The organism is Pseudoalteromonas sp. S408 (assembly GCF_005886645.1).
GTDB lineage: Bacteria > Pseudomonadota > Gammaproteobacteria > Enterobacterales > Alteromonadaceae > Pseudoalteromonas.
Genome location: NZ_PNDY01000001.1, coordinates 463,271 through 486,544, shown reverse-complemented (window position 1 = coordinate 486,544; position 23,274 = coordinate 463,271). Strand labels below are relative to the sequence as shown.

The 23,274-nt window shown below is 39.7% G+C and carries 23 protein-coding genes; 8 read left to right on the top strand and 15 right to left on the bottom strand.

The features are described 5' to 3' along the window. Window positions 1-26 precede the first annotated feature (26 nt). The 3 genes from CWB62_RS02340 to CWB62_RS02330 form a co-directional block, all read right to left on the bottom strand. Window positions 27-788, bottom strand: a complete 762-nt coding sequence (locus CWB62_RS02340) for a DUF6515 family protein (RefSeq protein ID WP_138527814.1) — start codon at window positions 786-788, stop codon at window positions 27-29. Between the two features lie 276 nt (window positions 789-1,064). Next, window positions 1,065-2,144 carry a methyl-accepting chemotaxis protein gene (locus CWB62_RS02335; RefSeq protein ID WP_138527812.1) on the bottom strand — a complete coding sequence of 360 codons (1,080 nt, stop codon included), beginning with the start codon at window positions 2,142-2,144 and terminating at the stop codon, window positions 1,065-1,067. Between the two features lie 177 nt (window positions 2,145-2,321). After that, window positions 2,322-2,846 carry a cytochrome-c peroxidase gene (locus CWB62_RS02330; protein ID WP_235591391.1) on the bottom strand — a complete coding sequence of 175 codons (525 nt, stop codon included), beginning with the start codon at window positions 2,844-2,846 and terminating at the stop codon, window positions 2,322-2,324. Between the two features lie 155 nt (window positions 2,847-3,001). Between CWB62_RS02330 and CWB62_RS02325 the strand changes: the two genes are divergently transcribed. Both CWB62_RS02325 and CWB62_RS02320 read left to right on the top strand, forming a co-directional pair. Further along, window positions 3,002-3,460 (top strand): hypothetical protein, encoded by a 459-nt coding sequence (locus tag CWB62_RS02325; RefSeq protein ID WP_058403131.1) that lies wholly within the window; start codon window positions 3,002-3,004, stop codon window positions 3,458-3,460. Between the two features lie 77 nt (window positions 3,461-3,537). Continuing rightward, a complete protein-coding gene (locus CWB62_RS02320; protein WP_058403130.1) occupies window positions 3,538-3,882 on the top strand; it encodes a PDZ domain-containing protein in 345 nt (114 codons plus the stop codon). 154 nt (window positions 3,883-4,036) lie between these two features. On the opposite strand, the gene CWB62_RS02315 is transcribed toward CWB62_RS02320, so the two are convergent. From CWB62_RS02315 to CWB62_RS02310, 3 genes are all read right to left on the bottom strand, one after another. Further along, window positions 4,037-4,687 (bottom strand): alpha/beta hydrolase, encoded by a 651-nt coding sequence (locus tag CWB62_RS02315; RefSeq protein ID WP_235591390.1) that lies wholly within the window; start codon window positions 4,685-4,687, stop codon window positions 4,037-4,039. Between the two features lie 6 nt (window positions 4,688-4,693). Further along, complete coding sequence (locus CWB62_RS18810; protein WP_235591389.1) at window positions 4,694-4,984, bottom strand: hypothetical protein; 291 nt, start codon at window positions 4,982-4,984, stop codon at window positions 4,694-4,696. A gap of 140 nt (window positions 4,985-5,124) precedes the next feature. Then, on the bottom strand, window positions 5,125-7,008 hold the full coding sequence (locus CWB62_RS02310; RefSeq protein ID WP_058403129.1) for a propionyl-CoA synthetase: 1,884 nt from the start codon (window positions 7,006-7,008) through the stop codon (window positions 5,125-5,127). Between the two features lie 181 nt (window positions 7,009-7,189). Here CWB62_RS02310 and CWB62_RS02305 point away from each other — a divergent pair, with 181 nt between their 5' ends. Beyond that, complete coding sequence (locus CWB62_RS02305) at window positions 7,190-7,594, top strand: nucleotide triphosphate diphosphatase NUDT15 (RefSeq protein ID WP_058403128.1); 405 nt, start codon at window positions 7,190-7,192, stop codon at window positions 7,592-7,594. Here the strand turns inward: CWB62_RS02305 and CWB62_RS02300 are convergent. The 4 genes from CWB62_RS02300 to CWB62_RS02285 all read right to left on the bottom strand — a co-directional run bounded on the left by CWB62_RS02300 (window position 7,584) and on the right by CWB62_RS02285 (window position 11,732). After that, window positions 7,584-8,672, bottom strand: coding sequence for a polysaccharide lyase family 7 protein (locus CWB62_RS02300; RefSeq protein ID WP_058403127.1), 1,089 nt, complete (start codon window positions 8,670-8,672; stop codon window positions 7,584-7,586). The two genes, CWB62_RS02305 and CWB62_RS02300, sit on opposite strands and share 11 nt — an antisense overlap. Window positions 8,673-8,804: 132 nt before the next feature. After that, entirely contained in the window at window positions 8,805-9,749 is a 945-nt protein-coding gene (locus CWB62_RS02295) for an alpha/beta fold hydrolase (RefSeq protein WP_058403126.1), read from the bottom strand. A gap of 45 nt (window positions 9,750-9,794) precedes the next feature. After that, window positions 9,795-10,565 carry a substrate-binding periplasmic protein gene (locus CWB62_RS02290; protein ID WP_058403125.1) on the bottom strand — a complete coding sequence of 257 codons (771 nt, stop codon included), beginning with the start codon at window positions 10,563-10,565 and terminating at the stop codon, window positions 9,795-9,797. A gap of 165 nt (window positions 10,566-10,730) precedes the next feature. Then, the gene (locus CWB62_RS02285) at window positions 10,731-11,732 is read right to left on the bottom strand and encodes an AraC family transcriptional regulator (RefSeq protein WP_058403124.1); all 1,002 of its coding nucleotides are present in this window, start codon (window positions 11,730-11,732) and stop codon (window positions 10,731-10,733) included. A gap of 94 nt (window positions 11,733-11,826) precedes the next feature. Between CWB62_RS02285 and CWB62_RS02280 the strand changes: the two genes are divergently transcribed. Both CWB62_RS02280 and CWB62_RS02275 read left to right on the top strand, forming a co-directional pair. After that, complete coding sequence (locus CWB62_RS02280) at window positions 11,827-12,273, top strand: SRPBCC family protein (RefSeq protein ID WP_058403123.1); 447 nt, start codon at window positions 11,827-11,829, stop codon at window positions 12,271-12,273. Next, on the top strand, window positions 12,270-13,115 hold the full coding sequence (locus CWB62_RS02275) for a sterol desaturase family protein (protein WP_058403122.1): 846 nt from the start codon (window positions 12,270-12,272) through the stop codon (window positions 13,113-13,115). Before CWB62_RS02280 ends, CWB62_RS02275 begins: the two co-directional genes overlap by 4 nt. 42 nt (window positions 13,116-13,157) lie before the next feature. Here CWB62_RS02275 and CWB62_RS02270 read toward each other — a convergent pair whose 3' ends face one another. From CWB62_RS02270 to CWB62_RS02260, 3 genes are all read right to left on the bottom strand, one after another. After that, window positions 13,158-15,347, bottom strand: coding sequence for a fasciclin domain-containing protein (locus tag CWB62_RS02270; protein WP_138527810.1), 2,190 nt, complete (start codon window positions 15,345-15,347; stop codon window positions 13,158-13,160). A 133-nt stretch (window positions 15,348-15,480) separates the two neighbouring features. Further along, a complete protein-coding gene (locus CWB62_RS02265; RefSeq protein WP_058403120.1) occupies window positions 15,481-15,855 on the bottom strand; it encodes a hypothetical protein in 375 nt (124 codons plus the stop codon). Next, complete coding sequence (locus CWB62_RS02260) at window positions 15,852-16,220, bottom strand: hypothetical protein (RefSeq protein WP_171034591.1); 369 nt, start codon at window positions 16,218-16,220, stop codon at window positions 15,852-15,854. Before CWB62_RS02260 ends, CWB62_RS02265 begins: the two co-directional genes overlap by 4 nt. A gap of 193 nt (window positions 16,221-16,413) precedes the next feature. Here CWB62_RS02260 and CWB62_RS02255 point away from each other — a divergent pair, with 193 nt between their 5' ends. Beyond that, the gene (locus tag CWB62_RS02255) at window positions 16,414-16,833 is read left to right on the top strand and encodes a VOC family protein (RefSeq protein ID WP_058403118.1); all 420 of its coding nucleotides are present in this window, start codon (window positions 16,414-16,416) and stop codon (window positions 16,831-16,833) included. A 48-nt stretch (window positions 16,834-16,881) separates the two neighbouring features. On the opposite strand, the gene CWB62_RS02250 is transcribed toward CWB62_RS02255, so the two are convergent. After that, on the bottom strand, window positions 16,882-17,766 hold the full coding sequence (locus CWB62_RS02250) for an AraC family transcriptional regulator (RefSeq protein ID WP_058403325.1): 885 nt from the start codon (window positions 17,764-17,766) through the stop codon (window positions 16,882-16,884). 450 nt (window positions 17,767-18,216) lie between these two features. On the opposite strand from CWB62_RS02250, the gene CWB62_RS02245 reads away from it, so the two are divergent. Both CWB62_RS02245 and CWB62_RS02240 read left to right on the top strand, forming a co-directional pair. Continuing rightward, entirely contained in the window at window positions 18,217-19,362 is a 1,146-nt protein-coding gene (locus CWB62_RS02245; protein ID WP_138527808.1) for an iron-containing alcohol dehydrogenase, read from the top strand. Between the two features lie 194 nt (window positions 19,363-19,556). Then, window positions 19,557-20,003, top strand: a complete 447-nt coding sequence (locus tag CWB62_RS02240; protein WP_138527806.1) for a DoxX family protein — start codon at window positions 19,557-19,559, stop codon at window positions 20,001-20,003. Between the two features lie 63 nt (window positions 20,004-20,066). On the opposite strand, the gene CWB62_RS02235 is transcribed toward CWB62_RS02240, so the two are convergent. After that, complete coding sequence (locus CWB62_RS02235) at window positions 20,067-23,162, bottom strand: beta-galactosidase (RefSeq protein WP_138527804.1); 3,096 nt, start codon at window positions 23,160-23,162, stop codon at window positions 20,067-20,069. Between the last annotated feature and the right edge of the window lie 112 nt (window positions 23,163-23,274).

Genomic DNA, 23,274 nt, shown 5'->3' with positions numbered 1-23,274 from the left:
CGGCAGGTTAAGTAGCTAAAGAATACTCAGCCCAAACTTATTGCTAAATACTTTATTTCATCACCACTTATTTGTGGTAAAAAATAAATGTCATTGTATTTAAAATACTGCTGAGAGTTTATAGTAATGGGCTCAGCTGAGGTTGGTAGCTCATCATAAATTTGTCCCAAACTGTAATCGTAAGCGTTGCCTATTTTAATTGCTTTGTTGCGCTGTATTATTGGTCGTTCGACGACTTTATAGCCACCTCTATCAGCAATATAGTAAACGTTTTGATAAGTATAGTACGTAGAATTGTGGTGATTAATACGCGAATAATGCCTTGGAAGCTTTTTAATTCGTAGCCCATGAGGTGGCATTACAGCATGGTAACCTTTCTTAGCTTTTCGGTAATAAATACCGTCATTAAAACTAAACGAAATTCCATTAAACCAGATAGAAGTACTTCTTCTAGGTAAGTGCCTTATATATTTATTTTCTTTGTAATAGCGTGGTTTATACCTATTAGTTAGGTAGTTATATTTATGGTTGTCGTAACGTAAGTGTTTACGCTTGTCTTGCTTCTTTTTTTGTTTGTTTTTTTCTTTTTTGCGGTCTTGGCGCTTTTCTTTTTTTTGCTCTATTCGTAGGTTTTTTTCATGGCGGCGTTCATCGCGCTTATACTCAATGCGTTTAGGGTTTTCGTGCTTATAATTTTTATGAGCTTCTCGTTCGTTGGGCGCTGCAATTGCGGTGCTTGAAAGCGCGCTAATGGCAATTATGCCCGGTAGTAAAAAGGAAAGTTTCATAGTGTGCCTCGTTTATGTTGTTACATAACTAGACTTAATATTACCCCTTGAAACTGAACATTAACTGACCTATTTGTTTTTTGGCGATCCCTTTACATTGCTTTACGTAGAGCACACAGTTTCTTACCGTTTATTACAATTTTAAACAGGGCGCTTTAAATAATAATGCGTATGCGATGATAAAGAGAATAGGATAAATTTAAAGGCTGGCTTTTTGAGCCAAACTATTAAAATTTAGATGATTTTAATAGCTTGTTCGTTAGTGTTTAGCTATGGTTAACTAATCTCATCGAGTAAATGCATTACGCGTTCGCTGGCAGCTTCCATTTTATGAATATGATTAATTGCAGATTCTTTATCGCCATTTTGAATAGATCGCAGAGCCGCAACACCATTTTTATGCACTTCACTATGTGGGTTTTCTAATTGTTTAAACGCATTGGTGTGTTTAAATTCAGCAGATTGTTCTGAACTATACCACTGACCTAATCGGCACATTGTGTGATCGCTAAAGTCATTAATCGATTTATTACTTTGGCCATTTGCAACAGCATATACGTCACCTTTCCACACAACATGGTCTAGTTTAACGGTTTGTATAAATGACAAGGTCGCTGCTTGAGATATTGTGTTTTTCATATTGTTGCAAAAATCAATAATTGAAGTGTAATCGGTATTGAGTGCATCAAAATTATCACTTAAGTGCGAACTATTTTCTTTAATACCTTCTACAGAGACCACTGTTTCGTCTGTTTTATTGATTATTTCTTTTACAAGGTCGGCCACTTCTTGCGCCGATTTATTTGTATTTGTGGCCAATACTCTTACTTCGTCTGCTACAACGCTAAAGCCTCGACCTGCTTCACCAGCTCGTGCAGCTTCAATAGCAGCATTTAGTGCTAGTAAATTGGTTTGATCAGATATTTTACTAATGGTAGAAACAAACGTACTAATAGTGCCTGCCATGCTGGCTAAGCCTGAAATGTTTTCAGTCATGCTACCCATTTTGTTTGTCATTAAATCCATTTCTTTAACAATATGATTGAGTGAACTATTTGATTTTTCGAGCAGGGTATTAATTTTATCGCTTACTTTGTTTTCTTCATCAATTTTGGTGTAAGAGCCCAGTACGGTTTGTCTTATTTCATCAATTTGATTAACACTATTAATTGAGCTCGATAGTAAAGAGTGAGTGAAACTATGATCTTCATTACTATTAGGATTGTTAAGCTCTTCAATAAGTGATGTATTTTCACTAATTAACGATGTATTTTTATTGCGTAAACTCTCAATTTCTTTTTTTAATTGGTCATTTTCGTTTTTCAATATCGAGTAGGTTGAACTTAAAACAAACATATTTAGACCTTGATTTTTAAATAATAATTTACATTTAGTTATCATTATAGAGGTAAAATTTTATTGAGCCTATATTTATCATCACTGTTTTCCTTAAATAAGCCCATACGGTGAAAAATGTTCTGTTAGTTTTCACCGTGTATCATTAAATTCAAAATTCTTGTTCAAAGGCTGCTTTTATAAAGTCCGTAAAAATGTGACTAGGTCGGCTTGTTCTTGCTTGGTTAAATTAAGCTTAATAAGCAGGTTGGTGGTTTTAGGGAAATGCGGGTCGTTTAGTTGGTTTTTCCGTGGCTTTGGTCTAGCCCCACCATGGTTATACATACTCACAATGCCTGCTAAATCTTCAAATAAGCCATTGTGCATCCACGGAAATGTTTGCATTAAGCCTAGTAAAGAGGGGGTTCTAAATTGCCCTATGTGATCAGGGGTATTTGTGGCATCAAAGCGGCCTTTATCTTCAAAGTGTCGACCATAGTAATGCAGCCCAGTGCCATGAAATTGATTGTCACTCAGTAGTGCACCGTTATGGCAGGTCATGCATTTAGCTTTAGTTCTAAATAGGTGCAGGCCATTTAGCTCACTATCGCTTAAGCTACTAATTGCGTGTTGTGGGTTTTTATTAAGCTGCGTTAAAAACGTTTTATAGCGACTATTTGGCGCGGCTAATGTTCGCTCAAACGCAACTAAGGCTTTTGCCATTTGCTTTGAAGTTAGGGTATTACTGTTAAAAGCATTTTGATTAAATAGTATGCGACGGTAGACTGTAAAGCTGGGAATGGGAAATTGCTCTATAGTAATCAGGGCAATCAATTACAAACTAGTTGCGATTATTTAATGTTTTATTTAGGAAATGTATGCAGATACTTTTAGTTTTTATATTACTTTGCCCATTTTGGGTATGTAGTGCTGAAAACACATCGCTTATTATTTCTGAAAATGTACTGAGCTCAGATCAAGCAAACAAATTACACATTCATCGACTAGTTGATGGAAATAGTGAAAATTTGGACGATAGCTGGGTAGTACTAATGTATCCCGAAGTTGATCAGCAAGGCCAATCAATAACTGAGTTATGCATAAGTATTAATAGTGGGCCAAAGAAGTTAGCTTCGTTGTGTTCTGCTATAAACAAGTCCGAAATTAGCGGATTTAATCGTTCTGATTTTGAAATAGGGGAAGGTGTTTCAGTATCAGCTGATTTTACATACGGTGCGGTTCGTTATACTTTACAAAATGTTTTATTACTTGAAAGCGAAGACTATGAGTCATTCAAAGAGCGATATAACAAACCCGGCGACCCAGAGAATGATTAATAGTCATATATTTAGCAAACAATACAAAAAACGATACCAACATATTTAGTGTTGGCTAACAGGGAGTGTTTATTCTTATGTTCAAAATTATAATTATTTTAATAGCAATTATTTCTTTTAATGCCTTGGCAGCAGAAGAAGTGAAGCTTGGAGTTGTAGGGAACGTTGGGGCGGATGGCTTTTTTAGCCCAAAAGTAATGTCATTTATTATTGAAAAAGTAGAGCCTAATTCTCCCGCTGAAAAAGCAGGGATTGTTGCAGGGCAAAAAATTATTTCTATAGAAGGCTGTAAAATTCCGGGCTGCCCTGCCAGTAAAGCAAAAAAATTAATGCGCAAGGAGTCAGGAGATATCTTACAGTTAGTTTTAGAAAATGAGGATGGTAGCCAAGTTCCTTTAGAGGTTCCTATGAATGCTTGGTAAGCCTAATGAGCTTTAAGCGCCGTTAATTGTCGGATGGCGCTGCGCTTGCGACCTACGTTTTAAAACGGTTTAAAAGTTATTAATAAAGCGGCTTAACGCAATGAAGGTTAAGCCGCTTTTTTGTTATTACTGATAGGATAATACTTGTAAATGATTACTCGGCCTTAGCCTGTGTGGTTTTTCTAAACATAAACTCAAGCGGAATATGTAGGCGTTTTGCCCACGCGTTTTCGGTATGATCTTCCCCTGGGAAGTATTGGCTTTGCCATAACTTTGCTGGGTATTTATGCGCCATAAATAAATCATCAATTTGCGCTTGTAACTTAGGGTACATGGCATCTAAGGTGCTGTCGCCATAATCAAAATAAACCTTTTGGTTACTTAGCTTTGCGATGTTGTTGGCAATGTACTGTTTAAATTGTGCAATTACTTCGTCGTCGTGGCTAAAAATACCTGGCCAATGGGTCGACATACTAATAGCACCCGCAAATTCGTTAGGGTAATTAAGTAGTGTGTACCACGATATAAGCCCACTCATGCTAGAACCACCAATATAACGGTACTGCGCGCCTTTGTTTACGTTGTAGTTAGACTCTATGTAAGGAATAACTTCTTTAACTAAAAAACGTGAGTAGTTATCTGAGTATACGTTAGAGGCAAATAGTTTATGGCCTGGGTATTTTTCTAACTGGGAAAGGGCGCTTTGCTTTTGCTTGCTTAGGGCCTCAAACGGTTTTTGTGGGTAGTATTCTCTGTGGCGGTTTTCTACGGCGTTTGGAATGCCGACCACAATAAACGGACGCACTTTGCCTTACTCTATTAATGTGCCAGCTACTTCATCTACGCGCCATTCTTGCTTGTTCCATGTGCTGTTGGCATCAAATAGCATGCGGCCATCGTGCATGTAGAGCACATCGTAGTTGGTGTTTTTGTTGTAACCTGGTGGTAGCCAAACATTTAAAAAACGGTTTTTTACAAACTGTGATTCTATATTGTCGATTACTTCAATGTGGCCTTTGCTTACTTGCACGTTAGCTGTGCTTGCATAGCAGGTATGCACTACAAATATTGATAAGCTAAACAGTAAAGCAATTAATTTCATGGTGGCGCCTTAGCATACAAAAAGTACACTATTACAATCTATCATTGTTAATCCAATGTGAATACGTATGCACTGGTTAGGGGGGCGTAAATGTAAAAGCCACTTTTTTATTAATTATAAAGTGGCTTTGTTTGGTTGGACTAACGCATAGTGAGTTGTTGGTTTATTTCATCAAAAATACCGGCGTCGTCTATGGTTGAAGGGATTTGTAGTTCGTCGCCATCTATAAGTTGACGTAAATTTTTACGTAGTATTTTTCCGGAACGAGTTTTAGGTAAGCGCTCTACGCTAACTATATTTTTTAAACATGCAATGGCGCCAATTTGATTACGCACGGAGGCAACAAGTGCTTTTTCGACTTCTTGGCTTGACCCTGTGAAGTCATTTTTAAGTACAATCATGCCCATTGGGAGCTGGCCTTTTAGTGGGTCGTTTACACCAAATACAGCGCATTCGGCAACCGCAGGATGAGCCGCTACAATTTCTTCCATTTCGCCGGTAGAAAGCCTGTGGCCTGCAACATTTATAACGTCATCAGTGCGGCCCATTATGAATAAGTAGCCGTCTTCATCTATATAACCGCCATCTCCAGAGAGGTAGTAGCCCTCGTATTCACTTAAATAACTGGCTTTAAATCGGGCTTTATCTTGCCAAATAGTGGGTAAGCATCCGGGCGGTAAAGGAAGCTTTATAACTACAGCCCCTTGTTCGTTAGCGGCGCATTCATTACCGTTCATGTCGAGTATACGAACATCAAACCCGGGTGTTGGTACGGTTGAGCTGCCTGGTTTGGTTGTTAATGTTTCTATTCCTACTGGATTACAGGCAATCGCCCAGCCTGTTTCGGTTTGCCACCAATGATCGAGTACCGGAAGTTGAGTTTTCTCTTTTAGCCATTGATAAGTGGGTGGATCGAGGCGTTCGCCTGCTAAAAACAACCGCTTTAAGCTAGAGGTATTATATTTTTTAAAGCCTTCAGCATTAGGATCTTCTTTTTTAATGGCTCTAAATGCAGTGGGTGCGCTAAATAACGCACTCACTTTATATTCTTCAACTACACGCCAGAAAGCGCTGGCATCGGGAGTGCGAACAGGTTTTCCTTCATACAAAACGGTTGCACATCGGTACATTAATGGTGCATACACAATATAAGAGTGCCCAACTACCCAGCCAATATCTGATGCCGCCCAAAACACCTCTCCAGGCTCCATACCATAAACTGTTTTCATGCTGTAGTTCATTGCAACGGCGTGCCCGCCATTTTCACGCACAACGCCTTTGGGAGTACCTGTGGTACCTGATGTATATAAAATATAAAGCGGGTCGTCACCATTTACTGGTATTGGGTCGGCTGCTTGTGCTGTTTGCATGGCATGCATCCAATCTATATCGCGCACTTTCACCATGGTTGCAGTGACCTGTTCACGCTGGTAAATAATACAGTGATTTATTTTGTGATTGGCAAGTTCTATGGCGTTATCAATCAGTGGTTTGTATTCAATGATGCTATCGACCTCTACACCGCAAGAAGCACTAAGTATCAGTTTAGGTTTAGCATCGTCGATACGCACAGCTAGTTCGTGCGCAGCAAAGCCGCCAAACACCACTGAGTGTATAGCGCCCAAGCGAGCGCAAGCTAACATACCAATAACAGCTTGTGGGATCATAGGCATGTAAATCACTACGCGGTCACCTTTTTGTACACCGTATGATTTCATTACACCTGCAAACTTAGCCACTTGATGTTGTAGTTGGTTGTAAGTATAAATTTGCTTTGTATTGGTGACAGGTGAGTCGTAAATCAGTGCAGTTTGTTCGCCAAAGCCTGTAATAATATGCTGGTCTAGGGCTAAAAAGCTGCTATTTAGTTGTCCATCACTAAACCAATGGTAAAGGCCGTCGTTATCTTTTGTGTAGGCTTGTTTTGGCGTTTTATACCACGGTATGCTTTTGCTTTGTTCAAGCCAAAACTGAGCTGGATTTTGCTTAAAGGTAGTGTATTGCTGGTTATAAAGGCCTGGCATAACTGGCTCCTAAAACTAATATGTGTGAGAGACCTTACAAAAGGTAGGCTTTTTTATCCGTGTAGGCTATTCGACCTTGGTCGGCTAAAAGTTAATCACATGGTTAGTATGCGTTGCAGTAAGTTTGACAAATAAAGACGCGGGGCTCAGCATAGCCTTATATTTGTAAAGGGTTAATTGTATGAGTAACGAAGTGAGAGTAGGCGTGGCGGTTATTATTATGCGCCAAAACACTATTTTATTAGGTGAGCGTATTGGTGCACATGGTGCAAATACATGGGCAACACCCGGCGGGCATTTAGAGTTTGGCGAGGCAGTTGAGCAATGTGCAATACGCGAGGTATGTGAGGAAACAGGGTTAAATGTAAGTAAAATAACTAAGCTTGATTTTACTAACGATATTTTCAGTGCTGAAAATAAACACTACATTACATTATATGTAAAAGCAGAGTATGAAGGTGGCGAGCCAACTCTTTACGAGCCTGATAAATGTATTCAGTGGCGCTGGTGTGATATTAATAATTTACCTTCGCCACTGTTTACATCACTTAAAAATTACTTAGCTACAGCAACTCTCACGGTTTAGTTGATGGGCTTAATACTAATTTTTTAAAGCTCACTTGTGCGTAATCGCCATTTTGCTTGTCGAGTGCCCATTCGCCTGTACCTAAGCAGCCAGGGTACCAAATACCTTTAGATGATTTAGTGCTACATTGGTTATAAGCACCGGCTTTAAAATAGTGCCAGTCGGCAGCATAACCATGTGGATGATCTTTATAATCCACCTTGCCATATGCATCAACATTGTTCCCTAAGTTAATTGAGTAATTAACGTCTTTATTACCCTGTGCGGTAAAGGTTAGGTGCATTACATTACCATGCACGTTCACGGTGTAGCTAAAATCTTCGCCAAGGGCTATTCCCATATCCGCTGGATCATTTGGGTTTTCCCACGTGTTTCCCCATACTGGGTAGGTAATGTCTGTACGGTTAGGATCTGTTTTTGGGAGGTTACGTTCGTAGTTCCAAAAAACGGAGCCTGTTTTATGACCTGGCCATTTTTTATAGTAAATTTTTAGCGGTTCGTTGCCCCACCCATAACCCAGTTTTGTATCAATTAATGCTTGGTCTTTACCTGCATGAATTTGACCAACAACAACAGAGTAAGCTGCTTTTTTATTAGGATCTGTGGCTCGAAGTGCTACATGATCAACCTTCAACGTGGCTTCCATTTTTCCACCTACAGAGCCAAAACGCTCTGAAAGGGGATGAACAGCCAATGCAAAATTATTTTTTGAGTTTTTTGTTTTAATTTTGGTATTTGACCCGCGGATCATTTGTCTTAATTCACTACGTGTATTGGTAGAGTTGGCGCTGGTAAGTGCTTTATTTGGCGAGGTAAATACCATATAGCCTTGCTCATCAAGATAGAAAAAATCAGGGTGAGCGTAAGTTTGAATTTCTTCAACGTCGATTGTATCTATTTTTCCATCGTTGTTTAAATCGACCGGTACGTTTATTTTCCATTGCGATAAATCAAATTTTGACGCAGGGACTGCTGCATTATTTTCAACTTTAGTATTTGTACTAGCGCAGCCCATAAATAATAAAGGAGTAACAGCGGCAAGTACTGCGAGTTTAAAAGTAGATGTGTATTTTTTCATGGTTGTCTCTGTGTGATGATTTTAAAAGTAAACGATATTAACTTCGCTTAGCTTAGCTTTAATTTAACATACCAATTTAAAATATCAACATTACCAATTTTTGGTTTTTATTATTTCAAATAAGATTATTGGTTATACCAATGTGTTTTTTTGCTGTTTTTTGCGCTTTTTATTTAAGTGTTTACGCTGCGCTTTTTTTATGTGCTTAGTTAGCCACTTTGTCATTTTAGGCATTAGCTCAGGGGCAAAATTATGGCCCATACCAGGGACTACTCTTAGCTTGGCCTTTTTTATAAGTGCGGCTGTATTTTTACCTGCATTAAGCGGAATAACCACATCGTCACTGCCATGAATTACGAGTGTTGGGGTTTTAATTTTACGTATTAAATGTTGCCTGTTTTTACTTGCGGCCATTGCAACTAATTGGCGTTTATAACCATTGGGATTGTATGAACGCTTAACTATTTGCGTTGCATGGTGGCGAAGTGTGTCTTCTGTTTGAGGGTAAGCAGGGCTGCCAATTAGTTGGTTCAGCTTAATGTTGTAATTTATTGCTTCATCAAGATTTGGCGTTTTAGGCCTTAATTTTGCTAGTTTTATAAATACACCAATGCTCTTAGCACTTAGCCTTGGTAGGCTAGAGCTCGACATAATTGTTGTTAAACTGAGTACCTTTTTTTTATGTTGCGCTGCGATTAACTGGGCAATCATCCCACCCATAGATGCGCCAACAAAGTGGGCTTTTTTTATTTTAAGTGCGCACATAAGTGCTAAAACATCGTTTGCCATATCATCGAGTAAGTAGGGAGTTTTAGTCGGGATGGAGAGCCGTTTACTTAACCACGATTTAAATAAACTTGCAGGCGGTGCGTGATCACAATGAGTTGACAGACCACTATCGCGATTATCAAATCGAATTACCCTAAAACCGTTTTTAACTAAACCATAATATAACGTGTCTGGCCATACGGTCATTTGAGCGCCAAGCCCCATTATTAGAATGATTGGCGGAGATTTTTTATTGCCTTCGTCTTGATAATGAAGCGTTATACCGTGAGGTGTTTTAATTGTGCGCATAGCCAAGAGGTGTAGTTAGCTTTGCTAAATTGTAGCGAGTATTTATTACAACTTATTTGCAGTATTAGGCAGTGGCAGTTGCCATTTATTTAAAATAGCATTGTATTCGCCACTTTGTTTAATTGCTTCAAGAGCGTCTGATAGTGTATTGGCTGTTTGCGCGTCGAGCATTTTATTCGCCGCAAAATAAAGCGTAGAAGGGAAATCTTCTAGGTGGATCCGCTTAGTGATAAGGCTTGGATCTAACCCCGACATTTTTAGTTCGTTATTAAGGGTGAGTGTATTCATTAATACAAAATCAATACGCTTTTTATACAGCATTTGCCACAGTTGTTGATAGTAGCTCACTAGCACTAAATTTTTGTCTTCTGTAAAGCCCATTTGCTGTAAATATTTAGCACTGGAGTAACCGCGAATTGTGCCTATTTTATAAAACTTAGTGTGGTTTAAGTGTGTTGCCTCTGCTTTACTACTTTTTAAGCTAACTACGTAGGCGTCGGTAAAATATACGTCGCCTAACCATATAAAGTTATTTGTGCGTGTTGGGGTTTTTAACAAAGAAAGTAAAATAGTGTTTGGGTTGCTTTCAAGCTCGTGAAATGCGCGCGCCATGGGCATTATTTCAAATGAAGCACTTAACGTTGTGTTTTTTAAAACTGCTTTGGCTAAATCCACAAGCGCGCCATCGGCTTGGCCGTTTTCATTTTTAAAATGATATGGGTGTAGGTCTTCTGCAATAAAGTTAAGTGTACTCGTTGCATTTACCGCGGTACAAAACATTAACATAAAGGCGATAATTACAACACGAGGGTGCATAAAACAATCTTTTATAACTAATATGCTTCGAGTTTAAAGAATGTTGACTGAAATATAAACTTAAATGTTTAATAAAAGTAAATAAGTGTGGCTTATTTATCTTTCGAGGTTAAATTTACATCAGTAAGCTTGGTACTTAGGCAAGGTAGAGCCTTTTTAATGTGGTTACGTGTGTTTAGTTTTAAAGTATTCGAGTGGACTGCATGTGTACCAGCGTTTAAAAGCACGATTAAAAGAGCTTTGGTCTTTAAATCCGAGTGCTAAAGCCAACTGCGCTAAATTGGGTTTATTGCATAACTCATTTATACGTCGTTTTCGCTCGGTTTCAAGAAGAAGTAAAAATGTTGTTTCTTGTGATTTTAAATGTCGCTGCAAGGTCCTTGGGGTCATGCTTAAGGCATTTGCAGTGCGTGCTAACGTACAATGTTGTAAATCGAGCTTTGCCATTAAAATTTGACTAACATTTTCAGACATATTTTGCTGGCTAGTAAAAAGACTTAATTGCTGATCAGATACCTGCTTAAGTGCTAAATGTATAGCAGCATTATCGGTTTTAAAGTTTAGGCTTAAGTAACTACTCGGAAAACAAATTTCGTTGTGTTTAGCATGAGTTAAAATTGGGCAATTAAACCATGTTGTTAGCGTATTTATTTGCTCATAAGTGTAGTGATATTTAAAGCTTACTTGGGTTGGTGATAATTCGGTCTTGAGTAATTGGCGCACCACACTCACCCAAGCCGTCATGTTTCTTAACACTACTTGTTCATTGCAGTGGGCATGGGGAAACCAGCGTATAGTGGCTAGGTTTTTGTGTTGTTCAAATTGTGCTTGACCTATATCTGCCACCAAACGGTCGTAATTTAAAAGTGCTTGTATCGCGTTACCTAACCCATTACTCGATTCTACTAAATATCCCAAAACGCCATAGTCAGCGGTGCGAATATGTTGGCCCAGCCGAAACCCAAATAAAGGGTCTTTAAGTGTTTTTTGACCATAATCAAGCAATGAATTATAGCTTTTAAGCGTTATGCGTGGTGACAGCTGTTGTGTTGCACGATTACTGTATTCGTTAAAGTTAATTGCTTTTAAAGCATCTGCGCTATTTAATCCTCGGCTTTGTAGGTAGTCAAGAATACTCGAAAAGTAATGATCGGCAAGAGTTTGCATTTGTCGCCTAAAGCTAAAAAATGGTCGTGTAAGAGCAAGTTTGCCACGTTAAATTTTATTATGCTATAGGTCCTATTTTTAGTAGTAGTAGCTTATGGTTTCTATAAATTTAAAATGTACTTTACTTGCTCCACCAGAGAAAGTGGCTGCTGTATTACTTGAACATGCCTATTTAGGACGTTTTTTTAATGCCCAATTTTCACAATTAAAATCACATAATAAAGGTGAAATGAAAGGTGGAGCAGGTGCCATAAGGCAAGTTAAAACCCCGCTTGCTATTTTTAGTGAACAAATTATAAGTGCCAGCAATAAGTATATTTGCTATCGCATAATGGGTGATAAGCCGGTGGCCAATCATCAAGGAGACATATATTTAACTCCCATTGAGCATGAAGGTAATACAGCTACAGTGCTCAGGTATTGCATTACTTTTAAGCCACCATGGTGGATGCCAAGTAGCCTGATTAAGTTATTTGTTAGACATGACATTTCGCAAGCGCTTAATAAACTAGCGCGGTATTTTAAGGAGCATAATGTATGACCATTGAGATGATTTTACTCGCGCTTAGTCCTGTTTTTTTAGTGTTTGTTAGTGTTGAATTTATTAAATACAGGCGTTTTTACGATATAAAAGACAGCATGGCGAATACGGCCTTGGCGTTATTGCATCAAGCTGCCGATGCGCTTTCTTTAATATTACTGATGCCATTATTTAATTGGTTGTATGAATATCGCGTGTTTGATATTGAGCTGTCGGTACTTGGTGTTTTTTTCGCCTTTATTTTGCAAGACTTTTTATATTATTGGTTTCATAGGGCGTCGCATCACATTCATTGGTTGTGGGCTGCACATGTCGTGCATCATAGCTCTACAAAAATGAATTTTACAACGGCATTTAGGCAAAGTTTAATGTACCCCTTAGCCGGTATGTGGGTATTTTGGTTGCCTATGATTTTAATCGGCTTTAACCCTATAACTGTGCTTAGCGTTGTTGCGTTAAATTTGGCGTATCAGTTTTTTGTGCATACACAGGTAGTAAATAAGCTCGGGTGGTTTGAATTTATATTTAATACACCGTCACATCATCGGGTTCATCATGCAATTAATAAAAGCTACTTAGATAAAAACTTTGCTGGCGTACTTATAATTTGGGATAAGTTATTTGGTACATTTGTAAAAGAGGATAAAAACCAGCCGTGTAAGTATGGCATTGTGGGGCAGCTAAATAGCAATAATCCAATTACTATTACATTTCATCAATGGCGGCACTTAATTAAGCTAACTTACATAACTAAAGGATTTGAAGCTAAGTTAAAAATTTTGTTTGGTTACCCAACTAGCTCGCAAAAGAAGAATGATAATAGCGTGAAATATAAAAGTTAAGAGTGGTTATCCACTCTTAACTTTGTTGTCTAAGGAAAGAAACTATTGTGCAGTAGTAATAACCGTATCAATTAAATGTACCACGCCATTACTTGTGTATATGTCGGTGGTTGTTACATTGCTTCCTGCAACTTGTAATGACGTTGCAGATAAACTCACCTGCCACCAAATGTTGCCAACACCTTGGCCGTTTTCATCACCAGGGGCCGTGTCGCCAGAGTAGGTATACAGTGGACGACCGAGGTACGCTACCTGCATAGTGCTATCTGCGCGAGCAATAAGTGATAAACCTGGTATGTTTTCGATGGAATCAGCGGTGCCTAACACAGGTGGCCACGTTGCTGCACAGGTATCTTCACATACGCTCATCGACTCGCCTAAGTCGTTGTCAAAAACGTAAACTGTTTTACCCGGTGTTGTATCAGCCATGCCTGTTACTAAACGCGCATTGTCTGCATCGTATGCAACACTGTCTGTTTCAGCGTTAGTGGTGTTAGTAAAGTCGACAATATTTACACTTAGCATATTTTCAGCAAGGGTGGTGACCATTTTACCATTAGCTGCAAATGCATCCGTGCTGCCTACTTGAGCGCCTAATACGTGCTGTGTTAATACGCCGGTTAATGCGTCTTTATCGGCTAGTAGCGCGTTTAAGGTGTCGGTTGGGATTTTGCTGAATGCGGCGTTGGTTGGAGCAAATACGGTGAACGATTTTGTTGTATCGTTAAACGTATCAACCAAGTCAGCAGCTTGTAGAGCAGTAACTAATGTTGAAAGAGCGTCTGTTTCTGTCGCAACGGTGGCAATTGTTTTAGTAGGTGTACCTACTTCAGTGGGTGGCATAATTACCTTATTGAGCACATGAATTACACCATTATCAGCTGTTACATTTGCAGTGGTTACTGCCGAGTCGTTGATGAATAATGCGCTATCTACATATGAAAGGGCAGCCATATCGCCATTTGCCATTTCAACTTTATTGTTTTCGCTATTTGCAATGGCGACTGCTGCGTCAGACAAAACACTTGCGTCGGCAACTACATGGTAAAGTAAAATATCGCGAAGGGTATCAGTGTCTGCAAGTAGCGCATCAATGGTGTCTTGCCCAAGCGCTGCAAAAGCATCATCGGTAGGAGCAAATACCGTAAAAGTATTAGTAGGATTTGCGACTAACGTGTCCAAGCCAGTTGCACCGAGCGCAGCAATTAATGTTGTAAAGTTACCATTTTCGCTGGCAACGTCGGCAATTGTACCAAAGCTTTCAGGCAAAGTTACATCAGCTACAATGACCGAATCTATTACATGAATCACTCCGTTGGTTGTAGCAATATCTTTAACCACAATATTGGCACCACCAAACATAAGCATGTCTGTTTCAGTATTAATTGTAATTGGAAGAGAGTTGCCTAGCAGCGTTTCTGCAGATTGACCATTTAATGACATAGCCGTTACCGAATCAACCGTGCCCGTTAAAACATGCTGCTTTAAGATGTCGGCTAGTACCTCTGGGTTTGCTAAAAGTGTGTTAATCATTTTTCTACCAACAGCATCAAAAGCTGCATCTGTAGGTGCAAAAACGGTGAACTGCGCTGACTCATCGCTCAATGCCGATGTTAAACCCGAAGCGTCTAATGCGGCAAGTAAGGTAGTGAAGTCGCCTGCTTGATTCGCTGTTTCTACAATATTAGCGGTAGGAGCTGATTCAGCAGTGGCAATAGGCATAAGTACTGCGTCTATCACATGGATAATGCCATTGTCTGTTGTAATATCAGTCATGGTTACTGTGCTTGTATTAATTAACAAACTCTCGCCGCTTAATGATAATGCAACTTTTCCGCCGTTTACCGTGTCGATGGTCGTACCTGCAAGGCCTATAGCTGCTTCTGCGTTAACACTTCCTGATACAACGTGGTAGGTTAATATTGAGCTTAGTGTATCTGTGTCGGCTAGTAGGTCATTTATTGTGTCTTCGCCGAGAAGTCCAAAGGCATCATCTGTTGGTGCAAAAACAGTAAATTCTTGACTCGTATCGGCAAGTGTATCGTCCAAGCCTGTTGCCTCTAGCGCTGCAACTAGGGTAGTAAAGTTACCCGCATTTCTTGCTACATCAACAATGGTTGAAGATGCTTCGGGTTCAACTTGTACGGGTATGTTATCGTCATCATCGTCACTACAACCTTGTGCTAATAACAAGGGAAGTGTTATGAGACATACCTTCAGTAATTTGTTCATGACCTGATCCTTCTGTGTGAGATGTAATTAACAATCTCGTAACGTTACGGGAGTACTTTTACAAGAGATCAGATTTATTTGAGTGTTTTTTAAACTTCTGAATTTTAAATTTGAAAGGTATTCGTATTATTTATTACTTTTTACTACGTGGTGCCCCAAATAAAATAAATATATGACAAGCACATACAGATAAAAATGCACTTATACCTAGTGCTCCACCATAGTTACTTATTTTAGGGACTAAATATTCAAATAGAATCGCAAAAATCACTGCAGCGCAGGTTATTGTATACAAACCAAAACGCTTGGGTGCACTCATACCAATAAACGTACCACCAAAAAAAATGGCACTGTAAAGCTCGGGGTGTAAATTAAAACCATAAAAAATGCAGTAAGCAATTATAGATAAACTCGAAGAGGCGCTAATAGCGCTAAAAAGCCTATGTTTGGCGAGTAAAAATGTTAATAAAGCGCCAAAAAATGCAATTGCCGGGTATTCTATTGTCATACAAATATTCCTTTTGCTAGCGCAAAGACAGCAACGCTTACAAATGCAATACTCCCTAACTTCCCTCCAAAGCCAGAAAATAAATTTAAAGTAAGTACATACAAACAAGCACCTAAGAGTGAAACAAAACCCAGTTCCCAGTAACTGTTAATTAAACTAGAAGAACACATACCAGCAAAACTTCCTGCGTAAATAGCAGCGTTTGGATGAATAATAAGAGACTTTGGAAAAGAAATAAAAGAACCAAAAAGGCCAACCATAGAGGCAGCAATAACAGCAGGAAAATTAAATTCAGTATGCATCACAAAGCACAGCAAACAGCCTGAAAAAAAAGCACCGAATTTTATAAAGAAAAATTTAAGCATAGCTAGTCAGTTTAAAGTAACCGGGGAGTGTTTAACAGCAGCGCTTAACATTGCGGGCAAATAGTTAAAAAGATCATATGAAATGTATGAAGGCTTAAATATGCTCAAAAAAAGTGTTTTGTGTAATATAAATTACAATTTATGTATAATATAGAAAACTTATTAAAGATTAAGAAATAACCAAAGGTAATTTATGTCTAATTGTTTGCATTTGGCAATTCCGGCCGGCGACTTAGAAGTAGCTAAAACATTTTATTGTGACGTACTCGGTTGTAAAACCGGTAATAGTGAAGAGGGTCGTTGGGTAGATATCGACTTTTGGGGTAACGAGCTTACATTACACCAAAGCGTTGAACGATTACCTACTGTTCGCCATGATGTAGATATGGGGGCAGTTGCGGTTCCTCATTTTGGTATTCACTTATCTGAGGATGAATTTAACAATTTAAAAAAACGTATAGAAGATGCAGGTTTAGAATACCTTGATAAGCCTTATCGCCGATTTGTAGGAGATGAGTTTGAACAAGAAACCTTTTTTATCGAAGATACTAATGGCAATGTACTCGAAATGAAAACCATGGTTAATCCTGAGGTTTTATTCAAAAAAGTCTAACTAGTTTTTATGTATTCAAAGCCACTTTTATAGTGGCTTTGTTGAGGTTTAGCTCTGTAATTGAGGTATGACCTCGCTTGGCGTTTTATTAAAGTGGCGCTTAAACTCACGGCTAAACTGCGAGGGGCTGGTGTAACCTACCTTCAATGCGGCCTCATTTGCTTTACTACCGTTGTTTGTAATGAGTTCTTTTGCTTTTGCTAAGCGTACTTTTTTTAAGTATTGCAATGGCGATTCAAAGGTCACTTGTTTAAAGGCGCGATGAAATGACGACACACTCATGTTTACCTCTTCAGCTAAGCCTTCAACAGTAATTTGATCTGCATAGTTTTTATGCATAGTAGACAGTGTGCGTGCTATTCGGGCGTAGTGCCCATCGTGCATGGCAAGGCCAATTAAAGTATGGCCCTGAGGACCACAAAGTACACGGTATACCAATTCTTTAATTATATCTTCACCAAAAATATCGGCTTCTAGCGGGCTATTTAGTGCGCTTAATAAACGATGAGTTACTTGCTCCATAGCACCATCTACTTTTGCTGATTGCACACCGCTCATTTGCCCAGAAGTAAACGGCGTATGTTCGCCCATTTGGTTTACTAACTTATGTAATGTTGCTGGGTTAATATCAACAACTACGCCCATTACAGGTAGGCCATTATCAGTAAAGGCTTCGCATTCAAGTGGTACGGGTACACCTAAAACCAGGTAGTCGCCAGCACCATATTTTATTTGATGATCAGGGAAATGAATTATTTTATGCCCTTGGCCAACTAAAATAATACCAGAGTTGTAAATGAGTGGCTGACGAGGTGAACTTTTACTCGCACGATGAAAGTAAACCCCGGGAATAATCGTTTTCTTAACGCCCTCAAAATTGAGCAAATCATTGTGCTCGGCGTATTGCTGCAACATGCTGGCTATAGTGGGCATTAAAAAACATTTTATCGTACAAATTTTGCGTAAAATAACAATGTTGGCAGTATTAGGCAAACTTTAGGCATTTATTAGGCTTTTTTAATGTTTGTTTTGCCACTAATATGCACCTATTGAAATTTAGCTTAGTGAGTAACTAAGCATTCTATTTAAGGCGTGTTGATCTTTTATGGTTGAATTTACAGCAGTATGTTTGGTTTTTAGGCAAGGCAGAGCCTATGAAGTGTGGTTACTCCCCATAAATAGGCGATAACGCAGCATAAATGCCAAACATGCGCTGCCCTTCGGGTTCTGCCTAGGGGCGATAAACTCTTTGTTACTCGGTTTTTACTTAGTCCACTAAGTTACAAACCTCGCGCCGCGATTTAATCGCCCCTAGATTGAACAAATTTCAATCCGCAAAGATCAACACGCCCTAGTATTTAACCGTTACCTAGGAGCAAAATAATGAAATTTAGCTACGTAAACCCAACACTTATTCAGTTCGGCCAACAGCAAATTGCATCAGTAACCGATTTGATCGCAAAAGATCAAAAAGTTTTAGTAGTGTACGGCGGCGGTTCTATTAAAAAGAACGGCGTGTACGACCAAGTTGCAGCGGCACTTGAAGGTTTTGATTGGGTAGAGTTCTCAGGTGTTGGTGCCAATCCAACAATTGAAGTGTTAGACCAAGCAGTAAAAATTTGTAAAGAACAAAATATCGACTTTGTATTAGGTGTAGGCGGTGGCTCTGTAATTGACGGCGTTAAATACATTGCAGCGTCGGCAGTTTATGATGGCGAAGGTTGGGATATCCCTACTGGTAAGCATACTATTACTAGCGCATTACCAATCGGTGCAATATTAACATTACCTGCAACGGGTTCTGAGTCTAATCAAAATTCAGTTGTGAGCAAAGAAGCAACGAAGCAAAAACTACCGTTTGCATCACCAAAAGTGCTACCAAAGTTCGCGATTATGGACCCTGATGTAATGAAAACATTACCGCAGCGCCAACTTGTGAATGGTTTAGTAGATGCATGGGTTCATACGTGTGAGCAGTACCTAACATTCCCTGAAACAGCATTGGTTCAAGAAGGTTACGCAGAGGCACTTTTAAGAACGCTTAAAACGCTGGGCGATAACTTTGAAAACCAAGACGATGCATGGCGTGCAAACCTTATGTGGGGAGCAAACCAAGCACTTAATGGTTTAATTGGTTCTGGTGTATCGCAAGATTGGGCAACACACATGATTGGCCATGAGCTTACAGCTGCTTACGGTGTTGATCATGCACGTTCACTGGCTATTGTTCAGCCTTCTTTACTACGTAACCAATTTGCAGTTAAAAAAGCGAAGCTAGAGCAAATGGGTAAAAACGTATTTGGTCTTGCGCAATCGGATGATTTAGCAGAGCAAACAATTCAAGCAATTGAAGCGTTTTACCACAGCTTAGATGTAGCCACTGTGCTTACTGAACATGGCGGTGACAAAGCAGCTGCAGTAGAAAACGTACTTGCTAAGCTTGAAGCTCACGGCATGGTAGCCCTTGGTGAAAACCAAGCAATTACACTTACACAAAGCCGCGAAATTTTAGAGCAAGCAATTGCTTAAGCGCTAAAAGTAATACAAAACTAAAAGCCGCTAGCGTTTACGTTAGCGGCTTTTTTATGCATAAAATAAATTAAAAACACTGTGTTTATAATTAACCAATAATATCGGTATTAATGTTTTAAAATGATGATAGTAAACTGTGTTCATCGGTTAGCAAAACTAACACCTTATAAATTTACACAGGATAAAAACTCATGACACTACTACAAAAAATATTAAACTCTAAAGCAGGCGCAGCAGCACTTATTTTACGTGTACCAGTCGGTTTAATTTTAGCTGCGCACGGCGCGCAAAAATTATTTGCTTGGTTTGGCGGTTACGGCCTTGAAGGCACAGGGCAGTGGATGGCAAGTATTGGCTTAGAGCCAGGTTACTGGTTAGCTTTAATGGCAGGCAGCGCTGAATTTTTTGGCGGCATTGCATTAGCACTTGGTTTATTAACACGCCCAGCAGCCGTAGTTACTGCGTTTACAATGTTGATTGCAATATTTAGTGTACACATTAACAATGGTTTATTTATGGCTAACAACGGTTACGAGTACGCACTTACGTTATTAGTTGCAACTGCAGCGCTTGCTATTCAAGGTGCAGGTAGCTTTTCGGTTGATAGTGTTATTGCTAAAAAACTAGCTGATAAATAACGTTTATAGTTAAAAAAATAGCGGCTAATTTAGCCGCTATTTTTGTATGGATTAAGCATTATTTTACTTAACCGAAAAAGTTAAAGAGTAGTTGTGCTGTGTTTGCTCAAGTAAATATTCTTTATGGGTACTTGGGCTCCACGAATCATCGCCGCCAACCCCCATATGTTGATGATCAATATGGACATGTAAGCAATCATCAGCTACTAGCTCATTGGTGTGCTTTGCTTGCGTTAACATGCTTTGAGAGTATTCACTGGCGGCAAATAAAAACGCACCGGTTACGGTCAAATTATTAATGCTAAGTAATTGGCAATCACTACGCACGCCGTTATCGGTTGGGAATATATACGGTGTATGTAGCTCATTATGTTGCGCGCTGTAATAACCTAAACGCGCAGCCGCTTTGCGATCTGGGTAGTTTTCAAATGGCCCTAAACCAAGCCAATTTACTTGTGTATCGCTTTGTTTATTAAGCGTTGTACTTAACCCTATGCGTGGCATGGGTGGCAAAGTGTCGTTGAGTTGTACATCAACATTTAAGTTAATTTCACCTGTATTATTAAGTGTATAAAGCCAAGTTGTTTTTGCTTGTACTGCGCCATTAAATTCATAACTAAACACACAGGTAATACGTATATCTTTGTTTGATTGCACGACTTCAAACAAGCGACATGTGCGCTGCCACTTGCCAATACCCGCTCTTAGCCAGCGCGCTTCCCATGCGTTAGGGTCTAGATTGTCTACTTCGCTTACGCCTATGTCGTTATCAAGCGGGGCGCGGTAAAAATTATCAACTAGTGGACTTTTAATAACGTGGGTTTGATTGTGTAGCCATTGCTCAATAAGGCCTGATTGGCTATTAAACACGAGTTTAAAGGTATCGCCTTCAATACTTAGCTGTGTATCGGTCTCACCAATATTTAGTGTGCCATGTGCTGAAGCGTTTAGAGTGGGCTTAAAGGTATCAGCGCTTAAACTTTGGCTATTTATAAGTTTAAATTGCTCGGTGTTTAATACATGCTCGGCACTTGCAAAGCTTGAGTCGTTAAGCAGTGCTACATCTAAATTAAGGTGATATTGCGCACCGGCTTTAAACACCGTTTTTGTATTAACAGTTAGCGTTTGCGTACTTTGCGGGGCAATATTAATGATTTGCTCGCCTTGCTCTATACATTGGCCATTTTCTATTAACTGCCAAACCAGTTTTTCGTTATCGGTTGCCCTAAATACATAATCACTAAATACATCAACGGTATAGTGGTTTTGAGTTTGCTCGCGCAGCGTAAATTGTAAATGTTGTTGGCTGTATTTAGCTTCAAACAGGCTAGGGTGCGGCGTACGATCTGGAAATAATAAGCCGTTTATACAAAATTGGCGGTCGTTTAGTTCATCACCAAAATCGCCACCGTAAGCCCAATAATGCTTACCGTTTTCATCAGTTTTAGATAAACCTTGGTCTACCCAATCCCAAATAAAGCCACCTTGCAGGCGCGGGTACTCTCTAAATGCTTGCCAGTAATCGTCAAAGCTACCTAGGCTGTTACCCATTGCGTGTGCGTACTCACATAAAATGAGAGGACGGGTTTCGCCTGGTAGGCTTAGCCACTTTTTAATAGAGTATTTAGGTACTGCGTCATCGGCAAGGTGGGTATCTACACGGGCATACATAGGGCAAATAATATCGGTTGCGGTGGTATTTGCGCCGCCACCTTCGTATTGCACTGGACGCGATGGGTCAAAGCTTTTTGACCAACCGTACATAGCATCGTGGTTGGCACCGTGCCCGCATTCGTTCCCCAGTGACCAAATAATAATAGAGGCGTGGTTTTTATCGCGCTCAACCATTTGTGTATAGCGCGACATAAATGCACCAGCCCACTGCGGATCGCTTGCAAGCCTACCCATAGGAAACATACCGTGGGTTTCTATATTGGCCTCGTCCACTACGTATAAACCTAGCTCGTCGCACAGCTCGTAAAAACGCGGGTGGTTAGGGTAGTGAGCAGTACGTACAGCATTAAAGTTATTTTGCTTCATTAGCTTAATATCTTCAATCATGTCGGCGGTGCTCACTGTGTGGCCGTTTTCAGGGTGATGTTCGTGGCGGTTAACACCGCGAATTAGTAGCGGTTTGCCGTTTAAGCAAAGCTGCCCGTTAAGCATTTCTACTTTTCTAAAGCCAATGTTATAGGCTTCGGCGTCTACGGTTCTGCCTTGCTCATCTAACAGGCTTACAACACAGCGATATAAGGTCGGGGTTTCGGCGGTCCACTTTTTAGGGCTTTGTATATCAATTGTTTGAAATACGACATCGCTCCAACCGCCTTTTTCATCAACGCGTTTATTGTTAGTGCTTTGTATTTGTGGCTCACACAATGCTTGTTCACCATCAAAAACCTGTACTGCTACTTGGTAGTTATTTGGCGCATCTATTGCGGTTTTTATATGCAAAGTCGCATCGCGGTAGCATGCGTCTAAATCTGGGGTTATAAATACATCGCGTATTTGGTGTTGCGGTTTGGTAAGTAAATTAACATCGCGGAATATACCACTTAGCCACCACATGTCTTGATCTTCTAAGTAACTGCCATCGCTCCAGCGAATAACCATAACCGCAATGTGGTTGGTGCCAGCCACTAACAGTTCGCTTAAATCAAATTCGCTTGGTAAGCGGCTATCTTGCGAGTAGCCCACCCATTGACCGTTACACCAAAGATGAAACGCCGAGTTTACGCCTTCAAAAATAATATGGTTTCGCTGAGCTAATTGATCCGCCGTAATAGTAAACTCAGTGCGGTAGCAACCCGTTGGGTTATCGCTAGGAACAAAAGGCGGGTTTACGGCAAAGGGGTATTTAACATTGCAATAAATAGGTTTATCAAAGCCGTGTAATTGCCAGTTAGAAGGCACAGGAATACTTTGCCAGTCGTTGGCGAGTGTTTCACTTAGTAATGACTCATCAACCGCTTCGGGCTTATCAAATAATTTAAAATTCCATTGGCCGTTTAAACTTTGTTTTTGTGATTGCGTGTTTGTACGGGCATGGTCAACGCTTTTAAAACCATTAAGTGGGCTGTGCGCTTTTACTTGATTAACTTGCACCGAAATTGGGTTTTCCCAATCGCGGCGGTTAATTATGTGCTGTAGTGAGTTCATTAGTGTCCTATTGCATGTGTGGCAATTATAGTGGCTTAAATATAGCTAAAATAATGCGTTGAGGTTATGCTTAAAGCTCTCTTTTATTTATCCAAAACTATCATTTTAAATT

Coding starts and splice junctions, on each gene's coding strand:
- CWB62_RS02340 (WP_138527814.1), bottom strand. CDS start 788: ATGAAACTTTCCTTTTTACTACCGGGCATAATTGCCATTAGCGCGCTT.
- CWB62_RS02335 (WP_138527812.1), bottom strand. CDS start 2,144: ATGTTTGTTTTAAGTTCAACCTACTCGATATTGAAAAACGAAAATGAC.
- CWB62_RS02330 (WP_235591391.1), bottom strand. CDS start 2,846: ATGGCAAAAGCCTTAGTTGCGTTTGAGCGAACATTAGCCGCGCCAAAT.
- CWB62_RS02325 (WP_058403131.1), top strand. CDS start 3,002: ATGCAGATACTTTTAGTTTTTATATTACTTTGCCCATTTTGGGTATGT.
- CWB62_RS02320 (WP_058403130.1), top strand. CDS start 3,538: ATGTTCAAAATTATAATTATTTTAATAGCAATTATTTCTTTTAATGCC.
- CWB62_RS18810 (WP_235591389.1), bottom strand. CDS start 4,984: ATGAAATTAATTGCTTTACTGTTTAGCTTATCAATATTTGTAGTGCAT.
- CWB62_RS02310 (WP_058403129.1), bottom strand. CDS start 7,008: ATGCCAGGCCTTTATAACCAGCAATACACTACCTTTAAGCAAAATCCA.
- CWB62_RS02305 (WP_058403128.1), top strand. CDS start 7,190: ATGAGTAACGAAGTGAGAGTAGGCGTGGCGGTTATTATTATGCGCCAA.
- CWB62_RS02300 (WP_058403127.1), bottom strand. CDS start 8,672: ATGAAAAAATACACATCTACTTTTAAACTCGCAGTACTTGCCGCTGTT.
- CWB62_RS02295 (WP_058403126.1), bottom strand. CDS start 9,749: ATGCGCACAATTAAAACACCTCACGGTATAACGCTTCATTATCAAGAC.
- CWB62_RS02290 (WP_058403125.1), bottom strand. CDS start 10,565: ATGCACCCTCGTGTTGTAATTATCGCCTTTATGTTAATGTTTTGTACC.
- CWB62_RS02285 (WP_058403124.1), bottom strand. CDS start 11,732: ATGCAAACTCTTGCCGATCATTACTTTTCGAGTATTCTTGACTACCTA.
- CWB62_RS02280 (WP_058403123.1), top strand. CDS start 11,827: ATGGTTTCTATAAATTTAAAATGTACTTTACTTGCTCCACCAGAGAAA.
- CWB62_RS02275 (WP_058403122.1), top strand. CDS start 12,270: ATGACCATTGAGATGATTTTACTCGCGCTTAGTCCTGTTTTTTTAGTG.
- CWB62_RS02270 (WP_138527810.1), bottom strand. CDS start 15,347: ATGAACAAATTACTGAAGGTATGTCTCATAACACTTCCCTTGTTATTA.
- CWB62_RS02265 (WP_058403120.1), bottom strand. CDS start 15,855: ATGACAATAGAATACCCGGCAATTGCATTTTTTGGCGCTTTATTAACA.
- CWB62_RS02260 (WP_171034591.1), bottom strand. CDS start 16,220: ATGCTTAAATTTTTCTTTATAAAATTCGGTGCTTTTTTTTCAGGCTGT.
- CWB62_RS02255 (WP_058403118.1), top strand. CDS start 16,414: ATGTCTAATTGTTTGCATTTGGCAATTCCGGCCGGCGACTTAGAAGTA.
- CWB62_RS02250 (WP_058403325.1), bottom strand. CDS start 17,766: ATGCCCACTATAGCCAGCATGTTGCAGCAATACGCCGAGCACAATGAT.
- CWB62_RS02245 (WP_138527808.1), top strand. CDS start 18,217: ATGAAATTTAGCTACGTAAACCCAACACTTATTCAGTTCGGCCAACAG.
- CWB62_RS02240 (WP_138527806.1), top strand. CDS start 19,557: ATGACACTACTACAAAAAATATTAAACTCTAAAGCAGGCGCAGCAGCA.
- CWB62_RS02235 (WP_138527804.1), bottom strand. CDS start 23,162: ATGAACTCACTACAGCACATAATTAACCGCCGCGATTGGGAAAACCCA.